Source organism: Acidovorax benzenivorans (assembly GCF_028680575.1).
Taxonomy (GTDB): domain Bacteria; phylum Pseudomonadota; class Gammaproteobacteria; order Burkholderiales; family Burkholderiaceae_C; genus Acidovorax; species Acidovorax benzenivorans.
Genome location: NZ_JAPCKI010000023.1, coordinates 13144 through 32861, shown reverse-complemented (window position 1 = coordinate 32861; position 19718 = coordinate 13144). Strand labels below are relative to the sequence as shown.

At 60.8% G+C, this 19718-nt stretch carries 17 protein-coding genes; 15 read left to right on the top strand and 2 right to left on the bottom strand.

All coding sequences use genetic code 11. The annotated features are described in order from the left end of the window. The first annotated feature begins 6 nt into the window (after positions 1-6). From OIN59_RS23800 to OIN59_RS23730, 15 genes are all read left to right on the top strand, one after another. Positions 7-1482, top strand: a complete 1476-nt coding sequence (locus OIN59_RS23800; protein ID WP_274114479.1) for an aldehyde dehydrogenase family protein — start codon at positions 7-9, stop codon at positions 1480-1482. 44 nt (positions 1483-1526) lie between these two features. Continuing rightward, positions 1527-2447, top strand: a complete 921-nt coding sequence (locus OIN59_RS23795) for a DODA-type extradiol aromatic ring-opening family dioxygenase (protein ID WP_274114477.1) — start codon at positions 1527-1529, stop codon at positions 2445-2447. A 40-nt stretch (positions 2448-2487) separates the two neighbouring features. Then, positions 2488-3441 (top strand): fumarylacetoacetate hydrolase family protein, encoded by a 954-nt coding sequence (locus OIN59_RS23790; protein ID WP_274114475.1) that lies wholly within the window; start codon positions 2488-2490, stop codon positions 3439-3441. Between the two features lie 40 nt (positions 3442-3481). Beyond that, the gene (locus tag OIN59_RS23785) at positions 3482-4465 is read left to right on the top strand and encodes a Bug family tripartite tricarboxylate transporter substrate binding protein (protein ID WP_407655140.1); all 984 of its coding nucleotides are present in this window, start codon (positions 3482-3484) and stop codon (positions 4463-4465) included. 173 nt (positions 4466-4638) lie between these two features. Then, on the top strand, positions 4639-4866 hold the full coding sequence (locus tag OIN59_RS23780; protein ID WP_328517993.1) for a transposase: 228 nt from the start codon (positions 4639-4641) through the stop codon (positions 4864-4866). 530 nt (positions 4867-5396) lie between these two features. Next, positions 5397-6563 (top strand): esterase-like activity of phytase family protein, encoded by a 1167-nt coding sequence (locus tag OIN59_RS23775; protein WP_274114473.1) that lies wholly within the window; start codon positions 5397-5399, stop codon positions 6561-6563. 339 nt (positions 6564-6902) lie between these two features. After that, positions 6903-7397 (top strand): arsenate reductase/protein-tyrosine-phosphatase family protein, encoded by a 495-nt coding sequence (locus OIN59_RS23770; RefSeq protein ID WP_274114471.1) that lies wholly within the window; start codon positions 6903-6905, stop codon positions 7395-7397. 443 nt (positions 7398-7840) lie between these two features. After that, on the top strand, positions 7841-8956 hold the full coding sequence (locus OIN59_RS23765; protein ID WP_274114469.1) for a substrate-binding domain-containing protein: 1116 nt from the start codon (positions 7841-7843) through the stop codon (positions 8954-8956). A 10-nt stretch (positions 8957-8966) separates the two neighbouring features. After that, positions 8967-9998 (top strand): extracellular solute-binding protein, encoded by a 1032-nt coding sequence (locus OIN59_RS23760; protein ID WP_274114468.1) that lies wholly within the window; start codon positions 8967-8969, stop codon positions 9996-9998. Continuing rightward, the gene (locus OIN59_RS23755; protein WP_274114467.1) at positions 9998-10816 is read left to right on the top strand and encodes an ABC transporter permease; all 819 of its coding nucleotides are present in this window, start codon (positions 9998-10000) and stop codon (positions 10814-10816) included. The genes OIN59_RS23760 and OIN59_RS23755 overlap by 1 nt, the downstream gene beginning before the upstream one ends. Next, positions 10816-11640, top strand: a complete 825-nt coding sequence (locus OIN59_RS23750; protein ID WP_274114552.1) for an ABC transporter permease — start codon at positions 10816-10818, stop codon at positions 11638-11640. The genes OIN59_RS23755 and OIN59_RS23750 overlap by 1 nt, the downstream gene beginning before the upstream one ends. After that, positions 11637-12608, top strand: coding sequence for an ABC transporter ATP-binding protein (locus OIN59_RS23745; RefSeq protein WP_274114466.1), 972 nt, complete (start codon positions 11637-11639; stop codon positions 12606-12608). Before OIN59_RS23750 ends, OIN59_RS23745 begins: the two co-directional genes overlap by 4 nt. Continuing rightward, positions 12602-13420 (top strand): phosphodiesterase, encoded by an 819-nt coding sequence (locus OIN59_RS23740; RefSeq protein ID WP_274114465.1) that lies wholly within the window; start codon positions 12602-12604, stop codon positions 13418-13420. Before OIN59_RS23745 ends, OIN59_RS23740 begins: the two co-directional genes overlap by 7 nt. Before the next feature lie 399 nt (positions 13421-13819). After that, positions 13820-14143 (top strand): heavy-metal-associated domain-containing protein, encoded by a 324-nt coding sequence (locus OIN59_RS23735; RefSeq protein ID WP_274114550.1) that lies wholly within the window; start codon positions 13820-13822, stop codon positions 14141-14143. 18 nt (positions 14144-14161) lie between these two features. Further along, positions 14162-14662, top strand: a complete 501-nt coding sequence (locus OIN59_RS23730; RefSeq protein WP_274114464.1) for a hypothetical protein — start codon at positions 14162-14164, stop codon at positions 14660-14662. Between the two features lie 387 nt (positions 14663-15049). Here OIN59_RS23730 and OIN59_RS23725 read toward each other — a convergent pair whose 3' ends face one another. Together OIN59_RS23725 and OIN59_RS23720 are read right to left on the bottom strand one after the other, a co-directional pair. Beyond that, a complete protein-coding gene (locus OIN59_RS23725; RefSeq protein ID WP_274114463.1) occupies positions 15050-18199 on the bottom strand; it encodes an efflux RND transporter permease subunit in 3150 nt (1049 codons plus the stop codon). Further along, positions 18196-19713 (bottom strand): efflux RND transporter periplasmic adaptor subunit, encoded by a 1518-nt coding sequence (locus OIN59_RS23720; RefSeq protein ID WP_274114462.1) that lies wholly within the window; start codon positions 19711-19713, stop codon positions 18196-18198. Before OIN59_RS23720 ends, OIN59_RS23725 begins: the two co-directional genes overlap by 4 nt. Between the last annotated feature and the right edge of the window lie 5 nt (positions 19714-19718).

The following is a 19718-nucleotide window of genomic DNA, read 5'->3' as shown; positions in this document are numbered from 1 at the left end:
ATCCCAATGAATAGCGCACCCCTGATCGTGGCCGGCATCCCCGTGTCACCAGACCACTACATCGATGGCCAAAGAATAGGTTCCACCGAAACCTTCGAGCTGCATTGCCCGATTGACCAGCACGTGCTGGGCCACGTGTCGGAAGGACTTGCCGAGCATGTGGCCCAAGCGATCCAGGCAGCGCAACGTGCATTTCCAGCCTGGGCAACGTTGGGCGCCAAGGGCCGCAAGCCCTATCTGGACCGGTTTGCTGAAGAAATCGGCAAGCGCGCAGACGCCTTGTGCCAGTTGGAAAGCAACGACGCGGGGGTTCTCCTCTCGCGCATGCGCCACGGCGTGGTCCCACGCGCCATGCTCAACATCAAGTGGTTTGCAGAACATGCGCTGGGGCTGCAAGACCGCACGCTGGAAACGGAGCAAGCCACCCACCTGGTTCGTCACGACCCTGCGGGGGTCGTCGCCATCATCACCCCTTGGAACGCACCGCTCATGCTGTCCACCTGGAAGCTGGGGCCTGCCCTGGCGTCAGGCAACACCTGTGTGCTCAAGCCACCAGAGTGGGCACCCTTGACTTGTTCGCTGCTGGCCGATGCCGCCCACGCTGCGGGCCTGCCCCCCGGCGTTTTCAACGTGGTACAGGGAAGCGGTGCAAAGACCGGCGCCAAGCTGGTCAGCGACCCGCGCCTTGCCCGTATCTCGTTCACGGGCTCGGTGCCGACCGCCAAGTGGATCGCCGGGGCCGCAGGTGCCAACTTGGTGCCTTGCAGTCTGGAGCTGGGCGGCAAAAGCGCCTTCATAGTGCTGGAAGACGCCGATATCGACAGCGCTGCAGCCACCGGGGCTCTCATGTACCGAAACGCTGGCCAGGTGTGCCTCGCAGGTACCCGCTTCCTGGTGCATCAGAAGATCGCCGACCGCTACATCGAGGCTCTGCGCGGCCATGTGGAGAAGCTCAACATTGGCGACCCGCGCGAAGAAGCGACAGAAGTGGGGCCGCTGATTCATCCCCGGCAGTTGGAACGTGTCGGCGCGTTTGTGGAGCGGGCCGTGGCCGGGGGGGCGCGCGTGCTGTGGGGAGGTGCTCGCCATCCATTCGGCGCGCAGTACTACCAGCCCACCATGCTGACCGACCTGCGTCAGGACGACGAGATCGTGCAGAACGAGGTGTTCGGGCCGGTGCTCACGCTGCAGACATTCAGCTCCGACGAAGAAGCCATCGAGATGGCGAACAGCACCGACTACGGCCTCGGGGGCGTTTGCTACGGCGAGCAGGGACACGCCGTGGCCGTGGCCGGGCGAGTGCGCACCGGCTTCATCTGGGTCAACAGCTTCGGCATCCGCGATCTGGCGGCGCCGTTTGGCGGCATCAAGCGCTCAGGGGTGGGCCGGGAAGGCGGCGAGTGGAGCTTCGAGTTCTTCTGCGATGTCAAGGACATCGTAGTGCCTAAGAAGCCCTTCAAGGCCAGTTTCAGCCACCGCTGAGTCGGCCCATCCTCTCATCTGACTAATCACACAAAGGTACTCCTATGGGCAAAATTCTCGGCGCTGCCATTGTTTCCCACCACCCTGGCTTGATGCAGTGCGAAGAGTTTCGCGTGTTGCAAGGCGCGGGTTCGGACTCCGATCTGATATCGGGCTATGCCTGCCTTCGGGAACGAATCAAGGCCGCCAAGCCAGATGCAATCCTGATCTTCGATTCGCACTGGTTCACCACCGGTTACCACCTGGTGGATGGGGGCGAGAAGTTCGAAGGTAGCTATATCTCAGACGAAATGCCTTGGTATCTGCATGGCGTTCCCTACAGCTACCTGGGCTGCCCTGACCTCGCCGTCCAGGTGGAGGCTGTTTCGCGGGAACGGAAAGGTTACGTGCGCAACATCCGCCATCCAGAACTGGGAAAGCAGTACGCAACGATCAACCTGGTCAAGCACCTGCACCTGGAACTGAGCAAGACCCCGGTGCTGACCGTCAGCTCCTGCCAGAACTGCGAGTGGCCTCAGTTCCTCCAATCGGGCGAAGACATCGGCGAAGCCATTCGCCGCAGCGACCTCAATGTGGTGCTGCTCGCCTCAGGAGCGCTGAGCCACAAGTTCAACGGCATTGATTGGCGCCCGAACCACCCGCGCATCTTCCACGAAAGCAATGTGTCTCGTCCCGAGAACATTGAAAGCGACAAGGCGGCCATTGAACTCATGCGCCAGGGGCGCCACGACGAGATCCTCGCGCGCTGGGACGACGACTACCGTCGCAAGCCATGGGAAGCGTTTGGAGCGCACTACCTGCAGATGCTCGGAGCCATGGGCGGTGCGACCTGCCGGGCCAAAGGCGAGCCCCTTTCAGCCTACGAAAACGCACGCGGCACCGGAAACATCCACGTCTGGTTCGATGTCTCCGAGACAGCCAGCCAGGGCAACTCCGGCGCTGCGGGCCAGCTTGCTGCCGCCTGATGCATCGAGACCCTTCAACACCTCCGACAGATTGAGCACCATGAATTTCGAGTTTCCCATCTCTGAGCTCCCCGCTGTCATGCGCGGCCCCCGGGTGGAGCGCCGTCGCGCTCTGGTGGGCGGCAGCGCATTCTGGGGAACCCTGATCGAGGGTGGCGCTGACGCTGGCCGCTTGCAGCTGGACGACGGCCGGGTGCTGGACGCCCAGACGCTGACCTACCTGCCACCCGTCAACCCCAGCAAGATCATTGCCGTACATATCTCGTACAGCTCGCGCAGCTACGAAACACGCCAGAAAAGCAAGCCAACAGAGTCCCCTACGTATTTCACCAAACCGCCCACGTCGCTGAACGGGCATGGCGGGCAAATCCTCAAGCCAGCCGATTGCCAGTACCTGAACTACGAAGGCGAATATGCAGTGGTGATTGGCAAGACCTGCCGCAATGTCACGCCCGACGAGGCGTGGGATTACATCGAGGGTTTCTGCCCCGCGCTCGACATGGGCCTGCAGAACTTTCGCGATACCGACCAGGGCTCGATGCTGCGCGTGAAGGGTGCGGACACGTTGTTACCCATCGGCCCCGGACTGGTGCGTGGGGTCAACCTGTTTGAGCAGACCCTGCGGACGTATGTGAACGGCCTGGTCGTGCAGGAGGCCCACATCGGCGACGAAACCATCTGGGGTCCCCACTACGTGATCGCCGATCTGGCGCGCCACATCACGCTGGTGGCGGGCGACGTGATCCTGATGGGAACCCCTTGCCACTCGCGGTCCGTAGACCCCGGCGATGTCGTCGAGTGCGAGATCACCGGTCTGGGCCGCGTGGCCGGAACGGTGGTGGAAATTGCTGCTCCCCGCGCCAGCGCCCTGGGCGTGGGGCATCAACCCACCGATACGGCAGAGGTCCGACGCGTGGCGCTGGGATTCGACGAGCGCGTGCCCGACCGCTTCAAGCAGAACCTTGCCGACGCCAGAAAGAGCAAGAAGGGCTGAGCCCTTGCCACTCAAAGATCAACACAAGGAGACATATCCAATGCAAACACGTCGACAACTCATCTCGCAGATGGCATGGGGCCTGGCCGCCACCGCCGTACCTTTCGCGGCCCGCGCAAACACGCTGGAGAGCGCCAAGATCATTGCCGGCTTTGCCCCCGGCGGAACGATCGACACGGAAGCCCGCCGAGTCGCCGCTCGCCTTACCGGCACCTATGCCAAGGCGGTCATCGTTGACAACCGCCCGGGTGCTGGCGGGCAAATCGCGATCTCCGCACTGAAGGCATCGCCCGCCGATGGCAGCACCCTGCTGGTGACGCCGATGTCGATGCTCGGCATCTACCCCCATACCTACAAGAAGCTGCCCTACGACCCGCTGGTGGATCTGACGCCAGTCTCGACGGCCGTGCAGGTGGACATGGGTTTTGCCGTGGGCCCCCTGGTTCCCGCCTCCGTCACCACAGTCCCTGAGTTCCTGGCCTGGTGCAATGCCAATCCGACACAGGCGAACTTCGGCTCTCCCGCGCCCGGTTCCGTCCCCCACTTCGTCGGCGTACTGATCGGACGTGCGGGCAAGGTGGACCTTCGCCACATCGGCTTCCGTGGTACGCAGCCAGCCATCATGGACCTGGTGGGCGGACAGATTGCCGCCGTGTCCGCGCCCGTGGGCGAATTTCTGCCCCATCTGCCCGGCGGCAAGCTGCGCATCCTGGCGACCAGCGGCGCCACGCGCAGCAAGTTCGTCCCGCAAGTTGCCACCCTGGCTGAGCAAGGATACAAGTCGCTGGTCTACGGCGAATGGCACGGCTTCTTCCTGCCCGGCAAGGCCAGCGCGGCAGTGGTCAACCAGGCCAACGCTGAAATCCGCACGGCGCTTGGGGCGAAAGAAGTGGTGGACGGACTCGCCGCCATGGGCCTCGAAGTCCGTGCCTCTTCGTCTGAAGAACTCGCGGCAGCCTTGAAGGCCGATCTGGAGCGTTGGGGCCCCATCGTCAAATCCATCGGTTTCACGGCCGATGCTTGAGTCGCCAGCAGGCCTCACTTCCAGTCTAGCCACTCCGAAAAGGCAAACTGTATGCATCGCCAGGGCTGGAGCGATTTGACTTGTCCCCTATATTGCGCGCCATGTGAAAGTATGCTGAGCCCGTCTTTAGGGGAAAAACGGACATGCAGAAGAGCAAATTCACCGGCGAATAGATCATCGGATTTCTCCAGCAGGCCGATGGTGGGACGGCGGTGAAGGAGCCTTGCTGGCGGGGCTGCTTCAGTGACGCCACCTTCTACAAGCGGCGCGCCAAGGTCGGCGACATGCTGATCAGGGAGGCTACCAGGATGCGCGAGATCGAATCAGAGAACGCCAAGCTAAAAAAGCTGCTGGCCGAGGCCCATCTGAACATCGAGGCGTTGAAGGTGGCTTCGAGGTAAAGCCCTGACCCCGGGGCTAGGCGTGAGGCGGCCGCCCGATTGGTCGAGCAGTTGGCCATCGGCGAGCGCCGCGCCTGCCTCTATGCGGGGTTGTCCAGAACACGTTACCGAAAGCTATCCCAGATGACCGCCCGTGGCTTCAATGTGACACAACTGGTCTTTGGGGAAGATGGCCATGCGGCGGAGTCGAACATGCAGGAGCACTTCGAGTTAACCGCGAACTCGCTCATGCGGTAGTTGAAAATCGCCAACGGACCTAGCCTCCGACAACGAACCGGCTCACCTTACCCCCCGCACTATTACAAAATCTCCACATGCGTCACGTCGATCGTGCGGCACGGGTGCACCTAACGACCGGTGTTGGCACTTGCTGTCGTTCAGACGCTGGACTGTGAATGACTTAGATCAGCCTGAAGCCGCCCTCTAGATATTGGTCGCGACGGTCGCTCTATGCCCGGCATGTCACGCCCTTGACGCAGTCACCGCCCATGCTCCCGTGCTTTCTTCACTACAGCAGAAAGACATTCAGCATGGACTTCGCACTCAACTCCTTCTGGCGCCGCTTAGCCACCGGTTTTACTCTGGCCGCACTGACGGCCGCGCTGGTTGCTTGCGGCGGCAATGACGATGACAACGCCAGTGAATCCCGCGTCGCGTCGCTCAAGTTGGTCGGGGCAGCGTCCATCCCCACTGGAACCCTTTTCGAGGGCGTGGAGCTTGGCGGTATCTCGGGACTGGATCAAGCCTCTGACGGAAGCTACTGGGCTATCTCGGACGACCGGGGCGGAGAACGCGGCACGCCCCGCTTTTACAACCTGTCCATCGACTACGCCGCTACTGGTCCAGTGACCGTCAAGGTCAATCGCCAGACCTTTATGCAGCGCGAGGACGGAACCTCTTTCCCCGCATCAGCGCGCACGGTGGACCCGGAGGCCATCCGCCTAGCGCCCAACGGCAACTTGTACTGGTCGTCCGAGGGCAACTGGGGCACTACGGTCACAACGTTGTTCCAGCCCTTCGTTCGGGAAATGACCACGTCGGGCAAGTTCGTGCGAGAGTTCAAGCTGCCGACAATCTACAACTACGCAGACACCACCACAACGGGCGCACGCAGCAACAAGCTCTTCGAGGCCCTGACCGTGGCGCCCGACGGCACGGTATTCGTTGCCAATGAAGACGCGCTGATCCAGGATGGACCGCTCACGACCGTACAGGCTGGCAGTGTCGTACGCGTGACGGCCCTGGATCCAGCAACCGGATCGGCCAATGCGCAGTACGCCTACCAGCTACCGAAGATTCCCGTAGATGCGCCTGCCGGAGCTCCCTTCGGCCCGGACAATGGCTTGTCGGATTTCTTGGCCATTGGCAACAAGAAGTTCATCGCGGTGGAGCGAGCCTTTGCTTCTGGTATCGGGAACACCATCCGCCTTGTCCTGACCGAGATCACCGATAGCACGACTAATGTGTCCAACATGGCGAGCCTTGCGGGCGCGGCGACCCATACGCCCATGACTCGCAAACTGCTGCTGGAGATGCCCATCAACTACCAAGGTGTGAAGCTTGACAACATTGAGGCCATCACCTGGGGAAAGACATTGCCAAACGGCCACCGAACCATCGTGCTGGCGGCAGACAACAATTTCACGGCAAATACGCAAGCCAATCAGTTCATCGTCTTCGAGGTCATTCCTGATTGAGTGGGTACCCAGATAGGGTTTGGAGGCAGGGTACGCAATGAGTGCGCCTTTCCTCCCAAATCTTTTCCGCAGTCTGCACTCTATTCATTCGTGCAGTCCACAGCAGTCGCAATGACTTCGGTTGAAGTCCAAAAATACTTAGTGCTATGGATATCTAGTCAGGAGGCCCAGCGCTGCTGTAGCCAACTCCGCCTTGACCGCCAGGAGATCGGGTATGGCTATTGCTTGTCAATCGCAACGCAAATTTCCGAGATGTGAAAGACTTGGCCCTATGTGCCAAAGTCCAATCGCTTGCAGTCAGGAAACTTCGCGTGCGGCGATTTACTCAGAGGTCTGCCTATGCGCCAGGTTGCCAATGTTCTATTTATCTCGGTGGAGAACGCACTTCGTAGTCAGCTTGCAGAGGCGTGTCTTCGGCATGTGGCCAAAGGCCACCTGAACGCGTTTTCCTGCGGCGTTCCCGGAAGGCTGGCCCACGCGGTCAGTCCTATCGCGCTGGAGGTGCTGTATAGAGCCGGGATGCCGATCGCGCAGCTGAAACCCAAGAGTTGGGATCTTTTCAAGGCGGCAGGCTCCCCCCGCATGGACTACGTCATTTCACTGGATGAGCAGACGGCCAGAGAGCACCCTGCCTGGCCGTCTCAGCCGGAGTTGGCGCTTTGGAGTTACCCTCCCCTGCTTTGGACCCTGGCACCCGTATCTGATCGAGAGCGACAAGCTGAACATGTCCTGCTTTCGCTGCAACGCAGAATTGAGTTTCTGGTCAGCTTGCAAGCGAGAGTCGCGCATCGGAGCGAACTCCGAGGCGATCTGCGCGATCTTGCGCACATCTGAGTTGGGACCGCTCGCTTCTTGCGCCCATCCGCGCCACGAGGCACTCCAAGCTGGACTCAGAACCGAGAGGATTTCCCGCCGCTATGTGCCTCAGCGATCTGTCGATCTCTGAAGCCTGACCTGGAATTCGGCTGCGCACCAGTTGTTTGAGCAACGATTCTTCCAAGCCGTTCATACCGGACTCCTGCCAGGACGGGTCTCTAGCACTCTGCAGCGGTCTCCAAGGAGACTGCCGCTGCTTGATGACATTCCCCGTCGCCGCAGTGAGCGCGAATGACTTGGCACCGGGGATCAAGCTCGAAGGGCGAAGTTTCTAGCGTCCAGATTTTTCAGCCTAGGTTGCGCCCAGTAGTGATCTGTCCATTTGTAGATCACCGAAACCCATAGCCGACGTCACAGCCGTGTCACGGAGGGCGCCAATGATGTAAACGTTTTCACAACGATTGCATTACGGCATGCCGAACCCCAGACCGTCAGGTGACAGCGCCTTCGCGAAGGCCCCGACCATCAAGGAGGTTGCCGCTGCCGCTGGAGTTTCTGTGGCGACCGTATCGCGAGCGCTCAACGCCAGTGGCCCGGTGCACGGCACAACCTCGGCGAACGTCCTGGCCGTGGCCAGGCGACTGGGTTTCCGTCCCAACCTCATGGGTCGAAACCTGCGCACTACCCGCACATGCACCCTCGGAGTGATGTTGCCTACGCTCAATCACCCGGTATTCGCCGAGTGTCTGCAGGGTATCGAGGCGCAAGCGCAGTCGCAACAACAGGTGATCGCCGTGAGCGCGACGGGATACCAGGTCGATGCAGAGGAACGAGCCAGCGAGCGCCTGCTGCAGCAACGTGTGGATGGACTGATCCTCACAGTGGCAGACGCGGCCCACAGCTCGGTGCTCGACAAGCTCGATGCCGAAGGCGTTCCCTATGTGTTGGTGTTCAACCAGCCTGGAGTGACGTCTCCATCTCTGGCTGCGCGCCCCTTCGTCAGTGTCGATAATTTTCTGGCAGGCAAGAAGATGGTGGAGCACCTTCTGTCTCTGGATCACCAGCGCGTACACATGCTTGCAGGGCAGTTCCAGCAGTCTGATCGATCGCTTCAGCGGTTTCTGGGTTACCAAGCGGCCATGAGCGCTGCAGGCCTTCCCTGGAGCCCGCCTTTGGAGTTGCCGTTCACCACCTGCGACACGCGCAGAGAACTTCAAGACCTACTAGATCGGCGTTCGCCGCCCACAGCGCTTTTCTGCTCCAACGACCAACTGGCCATGACGGTCATCCGCGACCTGCGTGACCTGGGGTTGCGTGTCCCGGACGACATCAGTCTTGCAGGCTTTGATGGTGTGCATATGGGGGAATTGCTGAGCCCTGTGCTGACCACAGTGGTGCAGCCCACCGCTGAGATTGGACGTGCAGCGGTGGATCTTCTGCTGCAGCTGATTGACGGTGAGTGCTACCTGGGTCCCGCCTTGCTGCATCACACACTGCGCCTGGGAGGCACTGCCTCGCGCCGCACTCAGGAACACCAAGCAGCTTTCGCTTCGCCCCCTGGACCAAGAACCCCGTAACCCTTCCCTCATGCAAAAGGAAACTCTGATGATGAATCGCCGCGATCTTTTCCTGGCTGCTGCCGCAGCTGGCGCCAGTGCTGCCTTGCCAGCGTTCGCCCAGCCTTCCCGGGCCATCTGCTACAACTGCCCGCCCGAATGGGCTGACTGGGGTGGCATGCTGCGGATGGTCAATCAGCGCCTGGGCATCCAGGTGCCGCCTGACAACAAGAACTCCGGCCAGTCGCTCGCAGCCTTGATTGCAGAAAAAGCCAAGCCTGTAGCGGACGTCGTATACCTGGGTGGGCAGGTTGGCCCTCAAGCCAAGGCGGCTGGCGTCATCGAAGCCTACAAGCCGAAGCGCTGGGCTGACATTCCAGCGTCTCTCAAGGACGCCGAGGGAAGCTGGTTCACGATCCACTCCGGCACCCTGGGCTTCTTTGTGAATACGCAGGCGCTGCGTGGCAAGCCCGTTCCACGCAGCTGGGCCGATCTTCTCAAGCCTGAGTACAAAGGTTTGGTGGGCTACCTCAACCCCGGCAGTGCGGCAGTGGGCCAGGTCGGCGTGATTTCGGCCAATCTGGCACTGGGCGGCAGCTATGAGAACCTGGACCCAGGCATCAAGTTTTTCAAACAGTTGCAGGCCAACAGCCCCATCGTGCCAACACAGACCGCGTACGCGCGGGTGCTGTCGGGAGAGATCCCGATCCTCATCGACTACGACTTCAACGCCTATCGCGGGCAATATGGCGACCAAGCGCCCACGGTGTTCGTGATCCCGCAGGAAGGCACGCAGCAGTTGCCGTATGTAATGGGCTTGGTCAAGAACGGCCCCAACCCCGAGCAGGGCAAGAAACTGCTCGACTTCGTGCTTTCGGACGAAGGCCAAAGCCATTGGGCCAACGCCTACCTGCGTCCGGTGTTCTCAGCTGCCATGTCGGCTGACGTCAAGAAACGCTTCCTGCCGGATACCGAATACCAGCGTGCCCAGGCGATTGATGTGCAGAAGCTGTCGGTGGCATCCAAAGCCATTGGCGAGCGCTACCAAAAGGAAGTGGGCTGATGAAATCGGACCGCGCCTGGCTGCTGGGGCTGATGCTTCCATGCGCGGCCGTTTTTCTGGTGTTCTTCGTGATTCCCTTGACGCGGCTGCTTCTGATCGGGGGAAGCGGGGAGCTGGGATGGGCAGCCTACAGTGCAGCATTCACGGAGCCACGCTATTTGCGCAGCATGTTCTCCACCGTCGTGCTGTCTGCTCTCGTCACGCTGACAACTCTGGTGATCTCCGCCATTGCAGGGGTTTTCCTGGCGCGCCACGAGTTCGTTGGTCGTCAGGTGCTTACTGCAATGCTGACCTTGCCGCTGGCATTTCCGGGTGTCGTCATCGGGTTCATGGTCATCATGCTGGGAGGCCGACAAGGCCTCATCCCACTGGTCACAGAACTGCTTGTCGGTGAACGCCTGGTGTTCGCCTATTCCATGGTGGGTCTGTTTGTGGGGTACATCTACTTCTCCATCCCCCGCACCATCCTCACGGTCATGGCTGCGGCAGAGAAGCTGGATCCGCAGTTGGTAGAGGCTGCCCGGTCCCTGGGAGCCTCGCACTGGCGAATCCTGCGCGATGTGCTCATTCCCGGACTCCAACCTGCGCTGCTGGCTGCTGGAGCCATCTGTTTCGCAACTTCGATGGGTGCCTTTGGCACTGCCTTCACGCTGGCTACCCGCATCGACGTACTTCCCATGATCATCTATACCGAATTCACGCTGCAGGCGAACATCGCCATGGCAGCCGCGCTCTCGTTCGTCCTGGGCCTGCTGACTTGGGCTGCCCTGGCGTTTGCCCGAACCCTGACAGGCAACAGCGTTGCCGCCGCCGCATGATGCAGTCGCAAAACACGTCGGTTTCCAACGCTGCGCGCACGCGCCGCACACCTCTGTTCTGGGCGCTACTCGCGTTCACAGTGTGCGTGGCAGCTTTCTTGATCGTGCCAGTGATCCTGTCGGTGCTCACCGGGCTGACCAACAACCAGTTCGTAGGCTTGTCCAGCGGGCTAACGTTCAAGTGGGTGGCCAAGGTCTGGACGGAGTACCAAAGCAGCTTGTGGCTCTCCATGGGTATCGCCATTGCGTGCCTGGCCTGTACCTTGGTACTGGGGGTGCCTGCGGCCTATGTACTCTCTCGAACCCAAGGGCGACTCGCGCGGACCATTGAGGAGCTGCTCATGCTGCCCGTGGCCCTTCCTGGGCTGGCAACCGGCCTGGCACTCATCGTCACCTACGGCGCCGTGGGAGAGTTTCGGACGCATTGGACTTTTGTGCTGGTGGGCCATGTGCTTTTCACGCTGCCGTTCATGGTCCGTTCGGTCCTTGCCGTGCTGTTGTCGGTGGACATGCACACGCTGGAGGAAGGTGCGCGAAGCCTTGGCGCATCGTTTTACCAACGCTTTTTTGGTGTGGTACTGCCCAACTGCCGCTCCGGCATCCTCGCGGGGGCGCTCATGGTGCTGACGCTGTCGATCGGCGAGTTCAACATGACCCTGCTGCTGCACACCCCGCTGACGCAAACGCTGCCAGTGGGTCTGGCTGACGCATATGCCTCTTTGCGTATCGAGGTGGGCAGCGCCTACACGATCGTTTTCTTCATGATGATTGTTCCGCTCCTGATTGCCTTGCAGTTCGCAGGCGCAAAGAAAGTGTCCCCATGAGTTTGAGCCATCAGGATCACGGCGTTCGAGTTCGCCTGAACGCCAGCACCAAAACCTACAAACAGCAGCGGGTGCTGGAGCCTACCGATCTTCAGATCGAGGCCGGCGAGACGCTGGTCCTTCTTGGCCCCTCGGGCTGTGGCAAGACGACCACCTTGCGCATCATTGCGGGCCTGGAGTCGCCCGATGCAGGATCTGTGCACTTCAACGATGAAGATGTGACACACCTACCGATCGAGCAGCGCAATGTTGGCATGGTGTTCCAGAGCTACGCGCTATTCCCCAACATGACGGTACAAGAGAACATTGCCTACGGACTCAAGGTGCGGAACATGCCCAGCGCCGAGCGCGACATCCGAGTCAGGGAGATGCTGGCCATGATGCACATCGAGCCGTTGGCCACACGCCAGATCAACCAGTTGTCAGGTGGGCAAAAACAGCGGGTGGCCTTGGCCCGCGCCATCGCTCCGCGCCCCCGCGTTCTGCTACTAGATGAGCCTCTCACCGCGTTGGATGCGCGTCTGCGCGAAACGCTGCGCTCGGACATCAATGCACTGCTGCGCAGTCTCGGCATCACCACCGTATACGTGACGCATGATCAGGCGGAGGCCATGGCCTTGGGTGACCGCATCGCCGTGATGGATCGGGGGCGAATATCGCAGATCGGCACTCCAAAACAGATCTACTTCAACCCTGCCAACGCGTTCGTGGCGGATTTCATTGGCACGCTGAACGTTGTGGGGGCCCTGCGGTTTAGGCCCGAAGACGCTGTTCTGGTGCCTGCTGCACTGGCGGATTTGCAGGGCACCGTTGTCTCCTGCCTCTTCCTGGGAGACCACCACCGTGTCCAGGTCCGTTTGCAGGAAGGTGAGGAAGTCATCCTGAAGTTGCCACCCCGTACATCGCTGTCGCAAGGGCAGGCTGTGGGCTTGCGGGTGGACGCTTTTTCTGAGAACGCCCTATGCTGATTGCGCAGATCTCTGACATGCACATCAAGGCTAGCGGCAAGTTGGCTTACGGCGTGGTTGATACAGCGGGCTTGCTTCGTCAGTGCGTGACCCATATCGTGAGCTTGGCCACACCACCTGACCTGGTTCTCATCACTGGCGATCTGGTGGACTATGGACGAGGAGAGGAATACGCGTTGCTTAAGGAATTGCTGGCTCCACTCACCATGCCGATTTACGTCGTGGCGGGTAACCATGACGAGCGGACGGCGTTGCGAAAGGCCTTTGATGGCCCCCGTTTCGACTACCTTTCGCAGGCGACGGAGTTCTTGCAGTACGCCGTGGACTTGGGGCCACTGCGGCTAGTCGTGCTCGATACGGTGGTCCCCGAGGAAGGGCGCGGGCAACTGTGCGACAAGAGATTGGCCTGGCTCGATGAGCGCCTGGCAGAGGACAGTCGCCCCACAGTGATCGCCATGCACCACCCACCTTTTGCCACGGGCATTGCCCACATGGATGCCGTCGGATTGGAAGGTGCCGATGCATTGGAAGAGATACTGCTCAAGTACAGACATGTCGAGCGTGTGATGTGCGGCCACCTGCATCGGTCCATTCAGTGCCGCTTTGGAGGCACGATTGCGTCCACTTGCCCGAGTCCGGCGCATCAGGTGGCGCTGGATCTGAGCCTAGATGGACCCGACTGCTTCGTGATGGAGCCTCCTGGCTACCAGCTACATGCGTGGCTGGGAGCGAGGCTCGTGACGCACACCTGCGTTGTGGGAAGTTTTGCGGGGCCTTACAGGTTCCGAGAAGGCGGCGTACTTATTGACTAAGCAGCTACGAAGAAAGAATTGGCCGACGGCGACTTCGCAGCGATTGCAGTCGTTCATCCTGTCGCCACAGATAGTGCGCTGCCGACCTCTCATCCGACGTTCGGGGTGGGGGGCTATTTTTTTGGATGACGATGGAGAACACCAATCTGCTGGCTCCTGACACGGCTTGCGTCTTGGCGCCAGCTCAAACAGGGTCGCAAGCTTCACAGGCGGCTCGGTAAGACGTTAAGCGCCTCTCAGCATGCAGCTCGCTAAGCAATATCGAGCCGGCAGAGCCTTGCCTGCCCAAGCGATTGCCACAATCGCTCTTGGTGTCCGGTTGATCTTTGCGAACGAACTTGACCTTCTCATCGTGGCAAGGTTTAGAGTCAAAACGTGAATCAACAAAAGGAGGCTCACATGGTCCATTTCAATGTTCCTGATATGACGTGCGGTGGTTGCGCCCAGCGCATTCGCCGAGCAATAGCTCAGGCCCAACTGCCAGCAGGCGTCGAAGTAGAAATCGATGTGGCCGCGCGTAAGGTCCGCATTCTTGGGCAAGCCGGAGACAGCGCTATGGAGCTTGTCCGCTCAGCGATTGAGCGTGCGGGATACAAAGCAGACGCAGTGATAGGTTCTCTACCGCGCCGAACCACTGGTGGTTGCTGCTGTGCGTCTAGGCCAGCAACCTCTGTTGACGTGAATCAAGACGATGCAACGCAGACGTTGTCATGCTGTAGTTGAGCTACCAAGGAGACCATCATGCGTCTGAACATCGTCGCTGGGCTGTTGACAACCCTTTTCGTGGCGGGCTGTGCCATCGCGCAATCTCCAAAACCTGCGGACGAACACGCAGGCCACCACCCCGGTGATACACAGAATGGCGTTGCCACCCAGCCCGCCCCGGCAGCTACTGCCGTGCCTGCACCGGACGCCTTTGATCGCCAGATGAAGGCGATGCAGGAAATGCACAAAAAAATGCAGGTGGCCAAGACTCCCGCCGAACGATCCGCGCTGATGGATGAGCACATGAAGCTCATGCAATCCGGCATGGACATGATGGGTGCGGTTAGTTCTGGTGGCATGGGCATGGGGATGATGCAGCACGGAGCACAGGCCAAACCTGGCGCACCTGCAGCCTCTGGAAACCCGGGCATGGGAGGCATGATGGATATGCACGCTCAAATGGAGCGCCGCATGGCCATGATGGAACAGATGATGCAAATGATGGTGGACCGCCAGGCGGCCATGCCATCCAAATAGCCCCCGCGAGCGTCCTGAGGGGCGCTCGCCACAAAATCTCATTGAGATTCTTTTGTAGATTGCCTTCCTGAATCGACCAGCGCAAGGCGCGTTGTCCCTGAGCCCGTTACTGCCGCCCCCCAGGCACGACGCATTTCATGAGTGGGCATGTGTTCGGTTCTTTTGCATCCATGGTTGATCGATAGCTCAACTGGCTGCCGTTGATATCGGCGACGGTGCTCTTATCGGGTTTTCAGCGACAAGGGTGCGCCGCTGACCCGGTGGCGCCGCTTTGAGCGACACCCAGGCCATGGAGACCAGCTCGATTGAGGCTGCATTGCCTGGCGTCGCCATGCAGCCTCTCGATTTGCAAACTTGATTCCCTCCAAGGGCCCCCCAAAGCCAGCCTCACGAAGCCTCAGTGTCCAGCAGATCGCGTTTTCTCGGCTTTCTCATAAGCACATAGGCCGCAGGAATCACGAACAAGGACAGCAGAGGCGCGGTCACCATACCGCCCAGCATGGGTGCAGCGATGCGGCTCATGACCTCAGAGCCCGTCCCACTGCTCCACACGATGGGCACCAAGCCCGCCAGGATGACTGCCACTGTCATAGCCTTGGGTCGCACGCGCAGTACGGCACCTTCCCGAATCGCGTCCAGCAGCTCTTCCAGCGTAGGCTGCCTACCTTCCGGACATCTCTCACCGAGTGCCTGCTTGAGGTAGATGAGCATGACCACTCCGAACTCTGCGGCGACCCCAGCAAGTGCAATAAAGCCCACACCGGTGGCGATGGACAGGTTGTAGTTCATCAGGTAAAGGAACCAGATGCCCCCGGTCAACGCGAATGGAAGCGTCGCCATGATCAGTCCCGCCTCGCCCATGCGCGAGAAGGTCAAGTACAACAGCACAAAGATGATCAGCAAGGTGGCTGGCACCACCACTTTCAGGCGGGCATTGGCCCGCTCCAGGTACTCGAACTGACCTGAGTACGTGATGCTGACCCCGGGCTCCAGCTTGATCTGGCGGTTCACCGCATCGCGCAGGTCATTGGCCACGGAGGCCAGGTCGCGCCCCCGCACATCGACATACACCCAGCCCGAGGGGCGGGCGTTCTCGCTCTTGAGCATGGGCGGTCCATCGGTGATGGAGATGCTTGCCACCGTGCCCAGCGTGATCTGCTGCCCCATGGGGGTGGAGATGGGCAACTGGGCCAGACGTTCTGGCGAGTCTCTCCACTCACGCGGATAGCGCAGGTTGATGGGGAAGCGGGCCAGGCCCTCGACCGTTTCCGAGACGTTTTCACCACCGATGGCCCCGGAAACAACGGCCTGGATCTCGCTCACGTTCAGCCCGTAGCGCCCTGCGGCCGTGCGATCAATGCGGACATCGATATACCGCCCGCCTGTCAGGCGTTCCGCCAAAGACGAAGTCACGCCTGGAATGCCTTTGGCGACTTGCTCGACCTGTGCCGCAATTCCATCGATCACCTGCAGGTCGTTGCCCGTCACCTTGACACCGATGGGACTCTTGATGCCGGTTGCCAGCATGTCGATCCGGTTGCGAATGGGTGGAATCCAGATGTTGGACAGGCCGGGGATCTTGACAGCCTTGTCCAACTCTTCGATCAGGCCCTCGGGCGTCATTCCTGGACGCCATTGGTCTCTGGGCTTGAGCTTCACCGTGGTCTCGAACATTTCCAGCGGCGCCGGATCGGTGGCGGTCTCTGCTCGGCCAGCCTTACCGAAGACGCGTTCGACCTCGGGCACCGTCTTGATCATCCGGTTGCTCAGTTGCAGCAGTTCGGTCGCTCGCTGTGCTGACAGGCCCGGGAGCGCCGAAGGCATGTACAGCAGATCGCCTTCGTCCAGCCTGGGCAAGAACTCGCCGCCTAGCCGGGAGAGCGGCCAAATCGTGGTCGCCAGCGCCAGCACGGCGATAGCCAAGGTGGATTTGGGACGATGCAAGACCCACTCCAGGCAGGGCCGGTAAACCGCGATCAGCACCCGCGTGATGGGGTTCTTCTGCTCATCCGGGATGCGCCCTCGGATCCAGTAGCCCATGAGGACCGGAATCAGTGTGACGGAAAGGCCCGCCGCAGCCGCCATGGCGTAGGTTTTGGTAAACGCCAGCGGCCCGAACAATCGGCCTTCCTGGGCTTCTAGCGTAAAAACCGGCACAAACGACAGCGTGATGATGAGCAGCGAGAAGAAAAGCGCGGGCCCAACTTCCTCGGCAGCTTCGGTGATCACTGTCCAGCGTTCTTCACCGGCCAACTGCTGGTGGGGATGCTTGTGCTGCCAAGCCTCCAGCTTCTTGTGGGCGTTCTCGATCATCACGACCGCTGCATCGACCATGGCGCCCACGGCGATTGCAATCCCGCCCAAGGACATGATGTTGGCGTTGATGCCCTGGTAGCGCATCACCAGAAACGCCGCCATGATCCCAAGCGGAAGAGAAATGATGGCGACCAGCGCAGAACGCAGGTGCCAGAGGAACAAGACACAAACCACAGCCACCACAATGAACTCCTCTACGAGTTTGGTTGTGAGGTTCTGGATCGCCCGCTCGATGAGCGCGCTGCGGTCGTAGGTTGTGACGATCTCTACGCCCTTGGGCAGGCTGCTTTGAAGCTCGCGGAGCTTTGCCTTGACGGCTTTGATGGTCTCCTGAGCATTTTTGCCAGAGCGCAGAATCACCACGCCGCCGGCCACTTCACCATCGCCGTCGAGTTCCGCGATACCGCGCCGCATTTCCGGCCCGATCTGTAGCGTTGCCACATCGCCCAGGCGCACGGGAATCCCGGCGCGCGATACCAGCGGGATGGCCCGAAAATCATCCAGCGTCTTCAGGTAGCCACTGGCGCGCACCATGTATTCCGCTCCAGACAGCTCCAGCACCGACCCACCTGTTTCCTGGTTGGCGCCCATGATGGCCTCGCGCACCTGCCCCTGGGTCAGCCCTTGGGCTGCGAGCTTAATGGGATCGAGCACGACCTGGTACTGCTTGACCATGCCACCGACCGATGCCACTTCTGCGACGTTGGGCAGGCCCTTGAGTTCGAACTTCAGGAACCAGTCCTGCAAGGCTCGAAGCTGCGCCAGATCGTTCTTGCCGGTGCGGTCTACCAGGGCGTACTGGAAGATCCAGCCGACCCCGGTGGCATCTGGGCCCAACGACGATTTGGCCGTGGCGGGTAGTCGTCCCTGCACCTGGTTCATGTACTCCAGTACCCGCGAACGCGCCCAGTACAGGTCCGTGCCATCCTCGAACAGGATGTAAACGAAGGAATCGCCAAAGAACGAGAAACCTCGCACCGTCTTGGCGCCCGGGACGGACAGCATGGTGGTGGACAGTGGATAGGTGACCTGGTTCTCCACGATCTGTGGCGCCTGACCGGGATAGGAGGTGCGGATGATGACCTGGACATCGGACAAGTCGGGAAGAGCGTCCACCGGGGTGCTGCGCACGCCCCACACGCCCCAAGCCGTGAGCATCACGGTCGCCAGCAGAACCAGGAACCGGTTCGCCACCGACCAGCGGATCAGACGCGCGATCATGGCTTGATCCTTTCCACGGCAATGATCACGAAGTCCTTGCCTTGCTGCTGGAAGGTGAACTTGACCTGCTGCTCAGGTTTGAGTGTCTTTGCCAGCTCCGGGTTTGTCAGCTTGAATGGCATGGTCATGCCGGGCCACTTCAGTTCAGGCACTGCCTCATGGGTAAGGGTCAGCTCGGTGGGCGTGACCTCATCGACCACCCCTCGCACCGTAAAGCTCTTGGACGCAGGAGCAGCAGAAGTCGATGACCCCTGTTCGCTGATCTGCTGTACGCCGCTGCCTTGAGGCTGTGCAGGCATGATGCCTCGCAGGCTGGCTTCCGAGTCGATCAGGAACTGTGCCGAAGCGACCACCTGTTGCCCTGCGGTCAGTCCGCCTTGAACGACGAGGCGGTCATCGATTTCCGCACCGAGCTGCACCTGCACGGGGTGGTACTTTTCAGGGCCATCCAGCACGTAGACCAGCGCCCGCTTGCCGGTACGGATCACCGCTTCGCTGGGCACCAGCAGCGCTGGTTGTGTGCGTCCAGCCAGGACGATCTGCCCGGACATGCCTGCCTTCAGCCGCTGGGTGGGGTTGGGAAGCTCCAGGCGCACGCGCACTGTACGGGTGTCGCGGTTAGCCTCTGGCAGGATGCTCACGACCCGGGCTTTGAGGGTTTCGCCCGGAAACGCGGCCAGGCGCACCTGAGCGTTTTGGCCCAGTTGCAAGGGGCCGCTTTGCGCTTCGGGAACGGCGGCCTCGATCCAGACGCTGGCCAGGCCGTTTACGCGTACCAGGCTGGCGCCCGCAGAAACCGTCATTCCCTGGCGCACCATCAATTCGGCCACCATCCCGGCTTGTGGGAAGGACACCGTGTAGCGCCCCTGGGGTTCGCCCGTTCGCTCCACCTGGGCGACCAGCGAGGTAGGCATGCCCAGCAACGACAACCGCTGGCGCGCCGCAGCCGTCAGTGACTCGTCCTTTAGCGCACGAACCGCAAGAAACTCGCGCTGCGCAGCCACCCACTCGGGTAGCAGTAGATCGACCAACGGCGCGCCTGCGGTCACCACGTCGCCCGGAGCCCTGGCATAGACCCGTTCCACAAACCCGGCTGAACGCGCCTGGACGATGCTCACATCCCGGTCATTGAGCTGGACCGTGCCCAGAACGTCCACATCGGATCCAATGTCGCGTTGCTCCACCGTGGCGGTACGCAGGCCCAGGGCTTGCACTGCCTGCGCAGAGACGCTCAGGCCGGAGCTTTCCTGAGTATCCTCATCCGCATACTTGGGAACCAAGGCCATGTCCATGTAGGGAGACTTGCCTGGCTTGTCGAACTTCTGAGTCGGCGACATCGGGTCGTACCAGTACAGCACCTTGCGGTCGGCTTTTGCTGCTTCTGTCGATGCGGGACTGGCTCCCAGTGCGTGGTTGTTCGCGGTGCGCCATTGGGAGACGGTCCAGCCGAGGGCGATGCCAGCAGCCACCAGTGCTACGGCCACAGCGCTCTTCTTGAAAACGGTATTGGTCATGTTGT